The organism is Mastigocladopsis repens PCC 10914 (assembly GCF_000315565.1).
In the GTDB taxonomy this organism is placed as follows: Bacteria; Cyanobacteriota; Cyanobacteriia; order Cyanobacteriales; family Nostocaceae; genus Mastigocladopsis; species Mastigocladopsis repens.
Window position 1 is genome coordinate 305,880 of record NZ_JH992900.1, and the last position, 16,022, is coordinate 321,901.

The window sequence follows — 16,022 nt, forward strand, 5'->3', positions numbered from 1 at the left end:
TTGGAACAATTAAACACATCAATCGTTGCTTCTATTACAGGTTGGGATTTTATTCTTGATGCTTTATTTGTATCAGGCTTTTCGTGAAATGGTATTACTCCATGCAACAGTTGGTGACCGAGTCTAACACGAAAAAACAGCCAGCCTTAATACGATATTTCGTTTTGTCTCCACGATGAATCGAGGTGCTTCAAAGGCTGGCTGTTTTTAGGGGACAAATTGGTGAGCTACTTATCCGGCTTATTTGCACTTTCCTGTGAGCCAAGTCGGATGATTGCAAGCCCGTTGCAAATAATAATGAGTCTGTTTGCAAATAATGTGAGCCGAAGTCCAATCTTATTTGCAATTAATGTGAGCCAACAATTTTCTTGTTTGCAAGCCGGAGCGTTTATGTTTGCGAGCCGCAACAGTTATTTGCTTCCTGGTAATTGTTGCGATTGCTGCTGATTTATCGAGATAGGTTTGAACGGCTTGAATGTGTTGATGTCCACGCAGGGGGTTCCATCCAGCTTGGTTCTGAGTTGAGCGCTAAAGGTGACTAGCGTCTCGACAAGAACCTCACGGTCGGTTAAGCAGCCTTTGATTGCCATGAGTTCTCCCAGAGTCCATTCATAGAGTTGTCTGTCTGCACTGTTGATCAGCACAGTCAATTCGTTCTTGGTTCTGATGATTTGGTTGAGAAGCTCATCCACCTTGATGTTGATGATATTGGCGACCTGAGTGTTGAATGTGTCTCTGTCGCCTATTATGTTGATCACTTCATCAACGTACTGTCTCACCAGACTTAGGAATGTCTGATTCCACTCGTTGCGGACGCTGTCAATCTTGATATCAATATCTCTGTAGACGTTATTAATCTTGTTGTTAATTTCCGTACTGTTGGCAACCAAGTTGACAATCTCGTTGTTAATTTCAACGTTGTTGGTTACATTTTGCTGTAAGCGTCGGTCGATGTACTGATTTAATCCCTCATTGTTATTCACAATGTTCTGGGTAATTACAGAAATGTAATTTCGTACCTTTTGCTCATAAGTGTTGTCAATTTGCTGGCTGACGTATTGGTTTAGTTCAATATTGTTATTGACAAGCTTCTGAGTAATAACTCTGTTGAATGTCTCTGTGCCACCGATGATGTTGCTCAATTCATCCACGTGCTGTGTAGCCAGATTGATGAATGTCCGATTCCACTCGTTGCGTAAGCTCTCAATCTTGTTGTTAATTTCAGTACTGTTGGCAACTAAGTTGACAATGTTGTTGTTCACTTCAGTGTTGCTGGTGACGCTGTGCTGTAAGCGCTGGTCGATGTACTGGTTGAATTCCTCATTGTTATTGACAAGCTTCTGAATAATGAGTCTGTTGAATGTCTCTGTACCGCCGATGATGTTGCTCAGTTCATCCACGTGCTGTGTAGCCAGATTGATGAATGTCTGATTCCACTCGTTGCGGAGGTTGGAAATCTTGTTGTTAATTTCAGTGCTGTTGGCAACGAAGTTGACAATGTTGTTGTTAACTTCAGTGTTGTTAGTGACACTGTGCTGTAAACGCTGGTCGAAGTACTGATTTAACTCCTCATTGTTATTGACAATGTTGTGAGTAATTGCAGAGATGTGATTTTGTACTTTTTGCTCAAAAGTGTTATCAATTTGCTGGCTGACATACTGGTCAAGGTCAGTATTGTTATTGACAATATTCTGAGTAATTAGGTTGACGTTATTGCGTACCTTTTGCTCGAAGGAGGAGTCAATTTGCTGATCGACATGCCGATCAATGTACTGGTTGAGTTCCTGCTTACGTACAACGTTGTTGACGATTAATCCAATGTTATTACGTATCTTTTGGTCGAAGATTTGGTCGATTTGCTGATCGATATGCCGATCAATGTACTGGTTGAGTTCCTGCTTATTTAAAATGTTGTTGATAATTAATCCGATGTTGTTACGTATCCTTTGCTCAAAGGTTTGGTCAACATACTGGTTGATCTGCTGGTTAATTCTCTTCGATATCTCAACGTTAATCCTATCTTCCACTAGCCTATCTAAGTAGCTAGACCAGCTTTGCAATTGCTGGTTCAGACTGAACTCCATCTGCTCCTGATAGGCATCCATCGTAAACCTGACTTTTGCGACTTCTACAGCCAGGTTCTTGAAGTGCTTCTCGTAGTTCTTCAGCAGCCACTGTTCGAGCTGATCCCAATACTTAGCCTCGAGTGTTACATCGTTTTCATCTATTACATTGATAGATGCATCAATCTGCTGTAACTGCTCCTCCCACTTTTTCTTGAACTCGTCTTCGTTAAAGCGGAAGGTGAACTGTGTCGAGCTGTTCGCACCGACTGCTTCACGACTGACAGATCCACCAGATCCACCTGTTGTGCCTTGAATATTTGTTACATTCTCCGTCGAGCTGTTCGCACCGACTGCTTCACGACTGACAGATCCACCTGTACCTATAACTGTCACACTGTTTGTAACAGTCCTGGTTGTAGTAGTCTGTCCTTGCCTCTGTTGTGTAACGTTATTATTCTCTTGCTTTTTATAGTTAAGAGCCAGTTCAGTTGCACTCACTGGCTCTATTGCCAAAATAATTTGCCCTTCGTTATCTTCCTTGTAGGTGTCAAAAAATAAACCTGTCAAGGTAGTTTTTTCTTTGACCTCTAAAACGATTTCATCTTTCAAACCATTCAATGAAGTCCAAGTTTCTTCAACTTCAATGCCTGTTAGGTTTGTAATAAGTTTTCCGCCTTTGACCCAAAGTAAAGCCCAAGGTTCGATGTCAAACTTCTTGTTGTCTGACCAATAAGTTGCATTGCCTTCACGAATTTTGAGGCGATAGTTTCCGGGATTTAATTCAATGAAGTTAGCGCCTGATTGCTTTAAACTGGACAAGGTATTTTCATCCAGCACATAACAGTTGCGTTTGCTGTCTACTGTTAAAGTTTGAGGGTTGAAAAATGGCTTATTACTGGTAATTGAAAGATTAATTGAACCACTATTATCATCAGTGTTAAAATCAAAAAACAAGGCGTTGACAACGGCTTTGTCTTTGATTTCTAACTGCAAATTATCGTTATATCCATTTAACGTTGTCCAGGTCGCACCTACCTCATAACCTGTGGTTTTATTGATAAATTTCCTACCATCAACCCCATATATCCAGAGTAAGACAAAAGGTTCTCCCTCTGTTTTCGCCTTGGCATAACTGTAACGACCGCCGATAATGTTGATATCAAAAGTACCTTTCTCTAAAGTAAAAGAACTAGCAACATTTTGTTGCAGGTTGTTCATTTGGTCGGGATTGATAACGTAACAATTGTTTTTGGTATCGATTGTTAAAATGCTCATATCTTCCTCCTTGACCTCTTTAATTTCTTGAGATTTGGTCTTTTCAGATGTGTCGTCTGAGTTGACTTCTAAGGTGGTTTCCGTTGTTACTACCGTAGCTGGTTCATAAAGACTGATGCCTGCCCAACGACCGACAGGATCGGTCGTGGCAACTAAAGTTCCTTTACCAGTGGTAGTATCAATACGGATTAATTGACCGTCTTTACCTAAGTTAAAGAAGTTGCCAGTCACGCCATAGAGAACATCACCAACAAATTCCATACTGGCAAGAGCAGCAAAGCCAATATCACCGATAGTGTTGACTTCACCTGTATTGAGGTTGCAGCTTGCTAATAACTTCTTCTTGTCGTAACCGACCAAGGTAATATAAGCTTTGCCATCAGCATCAAAGGCAACTTCGCCACAGTTGTAGTTTTTATCTGATACTGTTATGATTGGTGTACCTTTACCTGTTTCCAGATTAATAGCAATCAGTTGTTTAGCAGTTGTGGCGTAGAGGGTTTGACGCTGGCGATTGTATGCTAAGCCAGCACAAGGAAAGCCAATCTCACCAACTACAGTGGCATCACCTGAATTCAGGTCAATTTTAACGAGTTGAGTCTTGTCGCCATCCCTATCAAGTCCATATAGTTGGGAACCGACAAAAGCAATGTCAAAAACCTCTGTCACTATCTCGCCAATAAAAGTTGCTTTACCTCTGGCTAAATCCAGAGTATAAAGTTTACTCAATTCATTGGAGACACAATCTTGGATATAAACTCCCCCTCGTATGAGCTTAATAGTTTGAGCTGTGCGACTGCCACAGATAACTTTTTCTAAAACTCCACTAAAACCACTCAGAGCGTCTTTATCCGTAAAAGATTGTCCACCTGTTGAGGTTGCAAGTCTGGCGTATTCGGTTTTGATACCTTCTTGATGCTTGCTCTTTGAAGTTCCAAAATAGGTGTGAACGGTTACTCCTGCTGCTTGGGCTTTTTGGATAGCCAAATTAGCGGCGTTAACATCCTCTAGGTCTGTTTTATCTCCACCTCCTTCGAGTGCTTCATCGCCGAGATAAAAGATAGCTCGTGCTGCACCTTTGCGCCAATCAAAGTAATCTGAGATGTCTTCAATGGCGCGAGCTGCATCTTCCTGCGCTCCTGCGTCTGCAACTTGTCCTTTTTTTCGACTCCGCAGTTTGGATTCAGGTACCTTCTTTTGAGTCAGATAAGCTCTCAGGGTTTGGTCGAAGTTTGTACCTTTCCAAGTACCTTCTATACCCAACCAAACGACTCTTAGATCTGATGGACAACTAGATTTCGCTTTGGCGATAAGCTGAAGGCTTGACGCTTCGCGTATCGCACTAGCAGCAGCATCGCTCAAAGCCTGTGCTTGGTCTTTCATCGAAGGACTAGTATCGATAACAATAACCAAATCAACAGCAGGTATAGAGCTTGCTTGCTTACTCATGCTTTTTTCCTTTTTTTTCTTTTGATTGAAACCGAAGAATTTCATACTTCAAGTGTCTACAAGTTATAAATTACTTGGAATGCAAAATTCCATAGAATTCATTCTTATCTTTTGCTATTCGATAAGTCGCCCCTTCTCATACTGACGTTTTTCAACTTGAATAACAAGCCCCTTCTGCTGCAAGTAGCACAGCAAACATAAGGCAGAGCCACCGCGATAGCTTAGAAGTTCGGCGTTTTCGAGAAAACTCGTTAGTTCGCGCCTGTGGACGGATGCCCCGATCCGAGGTAGAATGTTGCTAATTAAAAGTTTTTTCTTTTTATGCATTGGCTGTCCTCCTTTCTCTTCGTCGAGACAGCCTTTTGCTTTTTTAGCGCTCTAGTATGGCACTGTGGGAGTAACTCGCTTTAGGATAAAAGAATATTTTCTTTTTTTCGCTGGGTGGTGGCACCACCTGGGTGACGACTGGTAATCGTCTTGGAGGTAGTGTGCGAGAGCGAGCTACAGCCCGAAAGCAAAAGTGCTGTCATCCTTTTTTATAAAATTGGACTATTAAAGATAACCCGAGGCGGTTTTTGGAGGTTTGTAAGCTTCCAAGTAACGCTGCAAGTCATCTAATACGGGAATGCTGCGAGTTGCCAGCTTCCCTTTAGTGTTGCTCTTGCGGATCATGAGTTCTGTTCTGACCCTCCCTTTTGAGTCGTACACGTCCTTAATTTTCAAGGTGACGCATTCTTTGATCCGACAAGCAGTGTAAAGCATAACAGCGCATAAAGTTTTGTCTCTGATAGTGAGCAACCCAGAGGTAAACAACCGCTGGATTTCTTCGCTTGACAATACCTTTGCTTTACCGTGTCGGTCAATCTTCATATTTGGGACTCTCCTCTCCCTTGTTGTCCAAACAAGTACTGGAGAATGCGTTGATTCTCAGTTTGAATGCCCCGAACCTCAGATTGGAGTTCCCGGATAATCACCCGGTCTTGTTGGGATTCCTCTACGAAATCACCAATGACCCCGACTAAATGGCTGATACTGGCTTCTAATTGTTGTCCTAATTGAGAAATGGCTGTGCTGTTTTGCTCAACGGTGACTTCTAGTTGAGCAATTGCATCCGTGTTTACTTGTTGCTGCGTGGCAACTTGGTCTAACCGCGTCGCTGTCTGTAAAAGAATTGCTTCAATGCGGTCTAATCTGTTTGGCTGGCTCGTGGTCATTCTTCCTCTCCATATAAATTATTAAAAGCCTCTTCAATTTCTTGAGGGGTGAATCTTGTTGGGTCAATTCCAGCGATTGCCAGTAAACCAAGTTTTAATAAATGTTCTGCCTGTAAGTTTTCAGACCTACCAGCTAATTGAGCAGTACGAACAATGCCGTCCTTGACTGATGACAGCAATCTGTAAGTTGCTTTAGTCTCCTCCCTCCCTCGCGATTTCCTAGGCATTCTGACTGTATACATCTGCATTCCTTATTAAATCAGATATGCCATCAGTTTAACAGCACGACGCCATTAATGCTGGCGTTTTGCCATGAGGAATAGTTATCTAAACTTCCTCAATGAATCAAGAACAATCATGTTATTTTAATTGCATAATGCTGGCATAATCAATTATCTTAATAACTGTGAGCGCAAACAGAGGGACGCGGCGCACCCTCAGAGAACAGCCAGCGCAATCGATGGCAATCAGTGGGGAGTGGAATGAAGTCGGAGAGCGATTTTTTTCGGGGGAGATGGGCAAGAATGAACCAAGGGGTTTAAATATTAATCATTCCAAAGCCCCTGAAATTTTGTAGATGCAAGTTCGGTGTAACGAACGGTATGCTGAATATTTTTATGCCCCAAGTAACTCTGAATTGTTCGGGTATCAATCCCTCGATTCGCCAGATAATAACCTGTTCCATGCCGCAGCATATGGGCATGAATAGGGAAAGGCAAACCTGCTAATTTACCAGCCCGCTCAACAATGCCGGCGATCGTATCATGTGCCAACGGGCCACGTCGAGAAGACTGGAAAATGTAGGGACTAACAGGATAATCTCGTTGCAGCTGACGGAGAGAACGAATCTCCAGACCGGAAAGTGATTGAACCGAGGGTGTTCCTTTTTTGACTCGCTTCACGTAAATTGTGCCACCATTCCAATCTATTTGCTCCCATCGCAAAGATGCCACCTCTGCCACTCGCAATCCGTGACGGTAGCAAAGCAAAATTATGGTTGAATCGGGCGTGAGCGTGACGACCCTTAGATTTTTTGATAGCTGACCGCATCAATTCAACTTCTTCTGGTAGCAAATGTTCCCTAGTCCTGACAAAGGAGTACTTGCGAGAGTTAGGCGATTGACGTTCTGGTTTTTCGGTTTTACCAACTTTCGGTGGTTGGAGGGTTTGTGTTGTCATGACTCAACCCCCTGAAAACATTGGGGTGTATGAGCCGATTTTACCAACTTACACTCCAAAGTTGGTAAGCACCAAGACATAAAAAACAGTCCAGGCTTTTACGGTAAATCGTCAATAGCAAGTAATTTAAATTACTTTTTATACTGAGAATTTAAGCGGCATGAGGTATTTCTTGGGTCGGCTGGCTATCTACTCTAAAACCAGGATACCATTGCTGGAATTTGCTTTCTAACTCTTCATTGAGAACCAATATTCTGACCTGGAGCAGAAGATGAACACCTTTAGGAGTCCACCGCATCTGCTGTTTTTTGACAAATCGCTTGCTAATGACTTGATTAACTGTTGATTCTACGAACCCAGTGGCAATAGCTTCACCCGGCACGCCAACGTTCTCCATAGTTTGGGATATAAGCCCCATTGTTGGCAATGTAGCTTTCAAACTCCCGCACCATTTTAAACAGTTTTTTTAGCTCTATTCCGGTCTTACCATCAAAAATTACAATTTCTAGGTCGTCCACAAGGTCTTTTATCAGTTGCAATGCTCTGAACAGGTTTCCATGCCACAGATACCACTTAATTCGTTCCAACTCTTTGGGTATATCCGTATCTAGTTCGGTATCTTTTTTGCTAAGTCCTTTTGCCGTCTGACTCATTACTGTCAGCCTCATGGTGATATGAAACCAATCCAGGATATATTCTGCGTTGGGATTGAGATAAAGCTGTAGTTCGCGTATCTTCTCATCACCGTCTGAGAGGAAAGTTACTTGTTGATTCATCTGCATCCCTTGAGAAGTCAACACCTCAAAGATCCGACGTTGGGGTTTGGTATCGTAAGAATAAACTCCCCCAAATCGCTTGGATGTACCGTCTGCTTTTATACTCTTCCCAACAATGACTTCAAAATTACCTTTGGAAAGCGATTTTTTGTCGTAGGAACGAACATATCCGCCATCCATTCCCAGTACCAACGGTAAATCAGGTCGGGGCAATTCCTCCCAATCTCTGGGACAGCCTTCATTGTACGCTTGTCTTTATGCAATAGTTTCTTACTACAGTGCAAACATGATTCCTGTTGAAGAGAATACTCTGCTATCTGTTGTTCGGCTAGGGTGCGTTGGAGACTTTGTAGTAATGTTTTGGCTTCTGCTAGTTTTAGTCCCAAGTTTTCTGGTTGTAAAGCACCACGCGAAATCTGCATAATTTCTTGGGTAACTTGGGCATCTCCATTATCTGACTCCACAACAATTTGGATTTTGATTTTCACACTATCCTCTGTTCAAATAACATTTCTTTATCCCCAGCCACATATTGCTGTAAACGTTGGTTTATTTCTTGGTGGTCAAAATGTTCAACCATTAACCATTGACGTAGTTCGTATATTTCTTCAATATTGCCAGGTATATCACCTTCTTCCACAATTTCACTGAAGCGATTTGCTATGTGTCTTACTAAGTATTCCTGTTTTTGTGCCATGAACTCCCACGGGCCACCGCAGTCTTCTGGAGGGCAAGCGCGTTTACCATCAATGCACACTGGATAAAAGCAATTTGATTCTGGAGTGAGAATTGCTTCGACCCGAATTTGATGCTGCCAGTTATCGCATTGTCCCCGAAATAATCAGCCAGCCTTATAAAACCCCTCGATTAATCGTGTGGGATAACTAGTCAACCAGAAAGGCTGGCTGATTATTTTACGTGTAAGACCCCGTTATCACCGAAGTCATATTCGTATAAAAAACGTTCTCGCATTCTCCAGCTAAAATCTGATAATTTGACAACTTTAGGGTCGTCAGAAAACCACATTCCCCCAATTTGAGCAATCCCGTAATCCTTACCGTGAATTATGAAACGATGTAAGTGGGAATCCGTCCACCCCATTACTATCTGGATCATGTAGTGCAAATCGGCGATTGTACTGTCACTGCGGATTTTTATCCTACGCCAAATCATTGGACTGATGTCCAAGATAAAAATATGAAGCTGATAGATGACAAGTTTCTCAGAATCGGTCATTGGGTCATCTTACCGCATTGCCAGTCCCATCTCCCCCGAAAAAAATCGCTCTCAGTTAAAGGCGTTACTATACTAAAGGGAATATTTTAGCGCGGTCGCAGAATTCGGAACTCAAATTTTTGGAGTGGTTGCTTCTCGCAAGTTTTAGTCAAGTCAATGGCTTGTCAGACCGCAGTTAAAGCAACACAACCCATGGTACTGATCGGGAGAGAGTTCAATGATTGCTCTAGCTGGGATCGCCATCCAAAGCAAAATCTATGAGAGTTCAGCATCTGTTGTGTATCGGGGTATCAGGGTGCAGGATGGTCGGGCAATCATCGTCAAACTACTTAAGCAAGATTATCCCTCTCCTGAAGAACTAATTCGCTATAGGCAGGAATATGAAATTACCCGTTCCCTTAAAGAGGAAGGAGTAATCAAAGCATATAGTCAGCAAGACTATCAGCGCACGCTCGTTATTCTCTTGGAAGATTTCGGTGGAGAATCTATCGAAAGATGGATGCGGCAGCAACCAAACTATTGTCCGATACCTTTATCCAATTTCTTACGATTAGCAATCGATATCACAGATATTTTGGGCAGAATTCATGCTGCTGGAGTCATTCACAAAGATATCAATCCTAGCAACATCGTCCTTAATCCGAATACTGGCGTTGTCAAAATTATTGACTTTGGTATTGCCACCCGCTTTAACCGCACCAATCCGACGTTCAAAAGTCCCCATGTGTTAGAAGGCACGCTTGCCTATCTGTCGCCAGAGCAAACAGGGCGGATGAACCGTTTGCTCGATTACCGCACCGATTTTTACTCACTTGGCGTAACGTTCTACGAACTGCTCACCGGACAGTTACCGTTTCTCACAACCGACATCCTTACGCTAGTCCATTGTCATATTGCCAAACCACCTATACCGCCACATGAGGTGAACGCAGCGATTCCTAAACCCGTTTCAGACATCATTCTCAAACTGATGGCGAAAAATGCAGAGGATCGCTATCAAAGTGCCTGGGGGATCAAAGCGGATTTAGAACGCTGTAGCGAGCAATTTACAACAACAGGTCAAATTGCTCATATTCAATTAGGTCTGCAAGATGTTTCGGATCAGTTTCAGATTCCCCAAAAACTGTATGGACGCGAAGCGGAGATTGCAGCATTATTGGCGGCGTTTGAAAGAGTAGCCCCAAGAGGGAATGTTGGCGAAGCCCACCGACCAGAGTCAGGCATAGAAAATCCTCAATTCAAAGTCGAAATGATGTTGGTTTCTGGCTATGCGGGAATTGGCAAATCAGCATTAGTGCAGGAACTCTATAAGCCGATCACAGCAAAGCGCGGTTATTTTATTTCTGGTAAATTTGACCAATTCAGGCGCAATATTCCCTACAGCGCCATTGTGGATGCCCTGCAAAAGTTGGTGCAGCAACTTCTGGGGGAACCGGATGAGCAAGTGCAACAGTGGCGATCACGTCTGCTCTCAGCTTTAGGAAGCAATGGGCAAATCATCATTGATGTCATTCCCGAAGTTGAATTAATTATTGGCAAACAGCCACCCGTACCCGAAGTTGGAGCAACTGAAGCTCAAAATCGCTTTAATCGAATCTTTCAAAATTTTGTGCGGGTGTTTTGTTCAAAAGAACATCCCCTGGTCATCTTCTTAGACGATTTACAATGGTCCGACTCCGCGACGCTGAAGTTAATCGAGTTAATATTACTCGACGAGCAAACCCAATATCTATTTTTGATTGGAGCCTACCGAGATAATGAAGTGCATCCAACGCATCCACTAGTATTAACGCTCTTAGAACTACGAAACCAAGGGGCAGTACTTCAGGAGATTACCTTAGCACCCTAATTTCATCTAGTCGAGGCAGAAAAAGCGCGAGTCTTAGGGCAATTTTTTGAGGCTGAAGAGTTTTACGAGCAAGCGATCGCGGGGGCTGCTGAAAATGAGTTTATCCAGGAAGAAGCACTCGCCTATGAATTAGCGGCTAAACATTATCTGGCGCGAGGTCGGGAAAAAATTGCTCAAACCTACATGAAAGAGGCGCACTATTGCTATGATCGCTGGGGCGCAACCGCTAAAGTTAAAGATTTAGAAAAACGCTATCCACAACTCCTCAACACCAACCTAGTTCGGCAATCACATTCAATCGTGACCGATGAAACGATCCGTCATCCGACTGCGATGATCGATTTGGCGGCGGTGATGAAAGCGGCTCAAGCTCTCTCAGAAATAATCCATCTTGATCGATTAATTGCCACGTTGATGCAGGTGGTAATCGAAAATGCCGGAGCCGAAACTGGTACTCTGGTTCTCCTAGAAGAGGATCAACTTACTGTGGTGGCTCAATGCAGCGGAAGTAGACAGTGTGACCTAGAAAAGTTCGCTCTTGCCGACTGTGCAACGATTCCTGTTTCCGTCATTCACTCGGTAGAACGCACTCAAGAAACTTTGGTGTTTGATGATGCAGTCAGCGAATCGTCTTTTTCAACTGATCCTTACATTCAACACCGACAAACGCGATCGCTCCTGTGTATGCCCATTCTCAAGCAAAATCAGCTGATTGGCATACTTTATCTGGAGAACAATCTCAGTACCGGAGTGTTTACTAGCGATCGCTTGCAAGTTCTTAAACTGTTGATTGCTCAGGCAGCAATTTCATTAGAAAATGCTCGGCTGTATGAACGATTAGCAGATTATTCCGAAATACTGGAACGGAAAGTAGAAGAGCGAACTCAAGCCTTACAGCAGGAGATCGCTGAACGTCAACAAACCGAAGCCGCATTGAGACAAAGTGAAGCGAATTATCGCAACCTGTTACAAACCGCGAATTCAGTCATCATTCGCTATGATCCGCAAGGACGGATTCGATACATCAACGATTATGGGGTAAAACTTCTTGGCTATGAAGAACATGAGATTTTAGGGCGAACCTTATTTGAAACAATCATTCCAGACATCGAAATCTCTGGACGCGATGTCAAACCCTTTGTCCATGATTTACTTCGTAATCCTCAATCGTACCCGCAAGGCGAGGGTGAAAACCTGTGTCGAGACGGTCGGCGAGTTTGGGTTGTCTGGTCGAATCAAGCCATCTTCAATGAACAGGGAGATGTCGTTGAAATCTTATCGGTGGGCAACGACACCACCCAGCGTAGGCAAGCAGAAGAGGCATTACAACGCAGTGAAGCCAAGTTCCGAGCTATCTTTGAAAACTCGCAAGTCGGCATCTACCGAACCCGCCTCTCGGATGGATTAATTCTCAATGCCAATCAACGCTATGCCAATCTGCTTGGCTTTGATTTACCAGAAGAAATCATTGGGCTGGAACACACCATCGACTATTTTGTAAATCCCAGCGATCGCCAACAAGCCATTGAGTTGCTGAAGCGGGATGGGGAAGTGCGAAACTTTATCAAAGAATTGGCGCGAACTGGACTGATTGAAGCGCGGCGATCGGTCGTCGCGCTCCGTCCTCAGCTTTTGGAGGAGGGCAGTTTACAGAGCGCTCTCCATCGTCTCGTAACTCAAATCAGAGCGGCTGCAAACGATACCATTTTGTATTATGAGATCAAGGGGACAGCGTATGCTCTATCAACTGAAGTAGAGAGTAACCTACTGCGGATTGGGCAGGAAGCATTAACCAATGCGATCAAACACGCCAACGCTGACGAAATTCGAGTGGAGCTAGTCTACGATCGCGATCAGTTTTGCTTGCGCGTGAAAGACAATGGACAGGGCTTTGGAGTTGGGAGTATTCTAGCCTCTGAGGGTTTTGGCTTACTCGGCATGAGCGAACGGGCAGAGCGCATCGGCGCACAACTCACGATTCGGAGTCAACCTGGACAAGGAACAGAAATTGTTGTCACCGTCAACCCTTGAGTGAGCATCACGATGAGCCAAGCCACAACCATTCGGGTTCTCATTGCAGACGATCATGCTATTTTTCGGCAAGGATTAGCCACCATTATTAACCGTGACCCAGATATGCAGGTGATTGCCCAAGCCGAAAATGGGGAACAAGCGATCGCTCTATTTGGGGAACACCAACCGGATGTCACACTCATGGATCTCCGAATGCCTGAAGTGGAGGGAGTTGCCGCCATCGGTGCAATTTGTGCGATCGCTAAATCTGCTCGGATTATTGTACTGACCACATATGATAGTGACGAAGATATCTATCGGGGATTGCAGGCAGGCGCAAAAGGATATCTGTTGAAAGAAACTGAACCTGACGAGCTTCTGAATGCTATTCGTACCGTTCATCGGGGTCAGAAGTATATTCCGCCTGATGTGGGAGCAAAGTTGGTACAGCGCCTCAGCAATCCAGAACTGAGTGAAAGAGAACTGGCGGTACTCCGCTCAATGGCACAGGGGATGAGTAATGCCGATATTGCAGCTGCTTTGAGTATCGGTGAAGGCACTGTCAAATCTCATGTCAATCGGATTTTGAATAAATTGGATGTGAGCGATCGCACCCAAGCTGTAATTGTTGCCGTTAAACGCGGCATTGTTAATTTATAGGATGTACTTTCGATAGAATTGGGATTCTAACTTAAGTTATAACCAGCCTTCTACTCCACGATGGCATGGTTGCTCTATCAATTTATACTGTAAAAATTTTAACTTGCTATAGACGACAGCTTGAAGGCGATCTCCTATATTGAATTTATGCAAACAGTTATGCAGTCAATGGATTGAGCAAGTGAATTGCAAGGTTCCATGCTTGATGCAGATGTAGAAAGATGAACGACGATTGTAGCCACAGTTCCTTACTTGTACCACCTTCAACCCAAGATTGGATTCAAGGTGTGTTGAGTGCCAAGGTAGTGCTGGTGATGTATGGAGACTATCAATGCTCCAGAAGTGCAGACGTTTACAAGATGATTAAAGCGATCAAACGAGAGCTGAATACTTGTTTTGGAGAAGATTATTTATGCTTCATCTTCCGTCATTTTCCGCAAGCACAGATTCATCCCCATGCTCAACGGGCAGCCCAAGCAGCAGTTGCCGCCGCCGCTCAGGGACAGTTTTGGTTAATGAATGATACTTTGTTTGCCCATCAACAAAGGTTGGAGAATGGTTATCTTGTAGAGTACGCCAACGATTTAGGGCTTGATATCCCTCAATTTCTTAAAGAGTTGTCTAAACAAGTGCATGTCGATCGCATTAATCAAGATATCGAAAGTGGAATACGCAGCGGAGTGACCGACGCTCCAGCCCTATTTATCAATAACATTCGGTATACCGGACGCTGGACAATAACAGAGTTGACGGCAGCTATTGTCGCTGCAAGTCACTAAGCTCTATTCATATCTGACTTGTTTGTTAGTGCTAGTAAGTGATCGAATGCGCGATCGCTAGCTTTTGCCTGTTTTGTTGAACAACTTGCCAATTTTTGAACCATGCTAACAACTACAACACCAACCATTGAGTTCAAGCGCAAAATTTTAACACACCTCCAATTGCAACAAGTACTTGACTACATTCATACTCACCTCGGTCGAGACTTGTCACTGGCTGAACTTGCAGAGACTCCTAATCTTAGCCCGACTTACTTTGCCAGTGCATTCAAACAAGCGATCGAGATTTCTCCACACCACTACGTAATTCAACAGCGGGTGGAACGAGCAAAATTGATGCTGTCGAAAACAGATTTAGCGATCTCCGACATTGCTTTACAAGTTGGTTTCTCCAGTCAAAGCCATCTGACCCAACAGTTTAAGCGCCTGACTGGAATGACCCCAAAACAGATTCGCTAACTCTATGACGCACGAGTCAAGGAGACAAAGATGAAGTTTCAAGCAATCACAGGAAAACAGGGAAGCGGAACGGAAGTGAAAGACACGACTTACGTGGAGGCTGCCGGGTGGGGGAAGTATCGGTGGTGGCGGTATCTTCTGGGGCTGGTGGTCATCCTCTTTGCCTGGATGGTCGCCGCCAACGTCGCCAGTGCGCTCGTCGCGTTCGCCCTCGACGGTCAGGAGGGTGTCGCGGCGCTCGGTCGGCTGGATTACGCTGCGTTCGGTCCTGTGGGGGGCTTCGTCGTGGTCATGGCGGGTTTTCCGGTGTTCCTCGCGGGAATTCTCATTGCCGTCTCCCTCATCCACCAGCGTCATCCCCGGACGCTCGTCACGGCGAGAGAGAAGATCAGTTGGCGTCGCGTCGGTCACGGCTTCGTGGCTGGGTTCGTGCCCTGGGTACTGCTAGGCGGGCTGGGGCAGTACCTCCTCTACCCCGATACCTTCTCCTTCAACTCCGACCTCAAGACGTTCGCGCTCTTCGTGCCGATCGCGCTGATTCTCACTGCGATCCAGACGACCACCGAGGAGCTTTTCTTTCGCGGGTACATCGTGCAGGGCGCGAGCCTGATCTGGTCTAACCGCGTGTTTCTGGCGATCGCGTCAGCCGTGATCTTCACCCTGCCGCACGCCACCAATCCAGAGTCACAGGAGGGTGGCTGGATCGGGATGTTCCTCGGCTACTTCGTCGGCACGGGTCTGCTGTATGCAATCGTTTCATTGATCGACGACACCACCGAGCTTGCGATCGGCGCACACTTCACCAACAACATCGCGTACTTTCTCTTGTTTAACTGGTCTGGAAGCTTCTTCGCCGCACCAGCCCTGTTCAGCATCAGCGAGTACCATGCGAGATTCTACAACATCATCTCCCTCGTGCTGATTCCCGTTTTCCTGGCGATCGCCTACGGGGTGTTCAAACGCGACGAGGCATCCGAAGCCGTTTCCCAGAGCGAATCGGAAGGGTCTTTGGTAATCCCGTCGAACCCTGAAAACACTAGCAAAGACAACTAACCACCAGATCCAAG

General features: G+C 44.7%; 14 protein-coding genes and 2 pseudogenes. 6 read left to right on the forward strand and 10 right to left on the reverse strand.

The window, feature by feature from the left end:
• Positions 1–410: 410 nt before the first annotated feature.
• The 10 genes and pseudogenes from MAS10914_RS0101660 to MAS10914_RS29340 form a co-directional block, all read right to left on the reverse strand.
• Positions 411–4,790, reverse strand: a complete 4,380-nt coding sequence (locus MAS10914_RS0101660) for a YncE family protein (protein ID WP_017314165.1) — start codon at positions 4,788–4,790, stop codon at positions 411–413.
• A gap of 114 nt (positions 4,791–4,904) precedes the next feature.
• On the reverse strand, positions 4,905–5,117 hold the full coding sequence (locus MAS10914_RS35240; protein ID WP_017314166.1) for a hypothetical protein: 213 nt from the start codon (positions 5,115–5,117) through the stop codon (positions 4,905–4,907).
• A 225-nt stretch (positions 5,118–5,342) separates the two neighbouring features.
• Entirely contained in the window at positions 5,343–5,660 is a 318-nt protein-coding gene (locus MAS10914_RS29325) for a site-specific integrase (protein WP_017314167.1), read from the reverse strand.
• The gene (locus tag MAS10914_RS0101675; protein WP_017314168.1) at positions 5,657–6,004 is read right to left on the reverse strand and encodes a hypothetical protein; all 348 of its coding nucleotides are present in this window, start codon (positions 6,002–6,004) and stop codon (positions 5,657–5,659) included. The genes MAS10914_RS29325 and MAS10914_RS0101675 overlap by 4 nt, the downstream gene beginning before the upstream one ends.
• Positions 6,001–6,246, reverse strand: a complete 246-nt coding sequence (locus MAS10914_RS0101680) for a hypothetical protein (protein ID WP_026082272.1) — start codon at positions 6,244–6,246, stop codon at positions 6,001–6,003. The genes MAS10914_RS0101675 and MAS10914_RS0101680 overlap by 4 nt, the downstream gene beginning before the upstream one ends.
• A gap of 303 nt (positions 6,247–6,549) precedes the next feature.
• Positions 6,550–6,957 carry a tyrosine-type recombinase/integrase gene (locus MAS10914_RS35245; RefSeq protein ID WP_017314170.1) on the reverse strand — a complete coding sequence of 136 codons (408 nt, stop codon included), beginning with the start codon at positions 6,955–6,957 and terminating at the stop codon, positions 6,550–6,552.
• Positions 6,958–7,334: 377 nt separating this feature from the next.
• A pseudogene (locus MAS10914_RS33400) lies at positions 7,335–8,447 on the reverse strand (ISKra4 family transposase).
• The gene (locus MAS10914_RS31940) at positions 8,444–8,656 is read right to left on the reverse strand and encodes a hypothetical protein (RefSeq protein ID WP_017314172.1); all 213 of its coding nucleotides are present in this window, start codon (positions 8,654–8,656) and stop codon (positions 8,444–8,446) included. Before MAS10914_RS31940 ends, MAS10914_RS33400 begins: the two are co-directional and overlap by 4 nt.
• Positions 8,657–8,659: 3 nt before the next feature.
• Positions 8,660–8,764: pseudogene (locus tag MAS10914_RS36515) on the reverse strand (IS1096 element passenger TnpR family protein); the annotation flags it as partial.
• Between the two features lie 104 nt (positions 8,765–8,868).
• Positions 8,869–9,195 (reverse strand): plasmid pRiA4b ORF-3 family protein, encoded by a 327-nt coding sequence (locus MAS10914_RS29340; protein ID WP_017313886.1) that lies wholly within the window; start codon positions 9,193–9,195, stop codon positions 8,869–8,871.
• A gap of 217 nt (positions 9,196–9,412) precedes the next feature.
• Here MAS10914_RS29340 and MAS10914_RS36520 point away from each other — a divergent pair, with 217 nt between their 5' ends.
• The 6 genes from MAS10914_RS36520 to MAS10914_RS29345 all read left to right on the forward strand — a co-directional run bounded on the left by MAS10914_RS36520 (position 9,413) and on the right by MAS10914_RS29345 (position 16,008).
• Entirely contained in the window at positions 9,413–11,044 is a 1,632-nt protein-coding gene (locus MAS10914_RS36520) for an ATP-binding protein (protein WP_017314173.1), read from the forward strand.
• 183 nt (positions 11,045–11,227) lie between these two features.
• A complete protein-coding gene (locus tag MAS10914_RS36525) occupies positions 11,228–13,075 on the forward strand; it encodes a sensor histidine kinase (protein ID WP_017314174.1) in 1,848 nt (615 codons plus the stop codon).
• Positions 13,076–13,087: 12 nt separating this feature from the next.
• The gene (locus MAS10914_RS0101720) at positions 13,088–13,717 is read left to right on the forward strand and encodes a response regulator (protein WP_017314175.1); all 630 of its coding nucleotides are present in this window, start codon (positions 13,088–13,090) and stop codon (positions 13,715–13,717) included.
• Between the two features lie 221 nt (positions 13,718–13,938).
• Complete coding sequence (locus MAS10914_RS0101725) at positions 13,939–14,496, forward strand: DsbA family protein (protein ID WP_017314176.1); 558 nt, start codon at positions 13,939–13,941, stop codon at positions 14,494–14,496.
• A 102-nt stretch (positions 14,497–14,598) separates the two neighbouring features.
• On the forward strand, positions 14,599–14,955 hold the full coding sequence (locus MAS10914_RS0101735; RefSeq protein ID WP_017314178.1) for a helix-turn-helix domain-containing protein: 357 nt from the start codon (positions 14,599–14,601) through the stop codon (positions 14,953–14,955).
• Between the two features lie 30 nt (positions 14,956–14,985).
• Complete coding sequence (locus tag MAS10914_RS29345) at positions 14,986–16,008, forward strand: CPBP family intramembrane glutamic endopeptidase (protein ID WP_017314179.1); 1,023 nt, start codon at positions 14,986–14,988, stop codon at positions 16,006–16,008.
• Positions 16,009–16,022 lie beyond the last annotated feature (14 nt).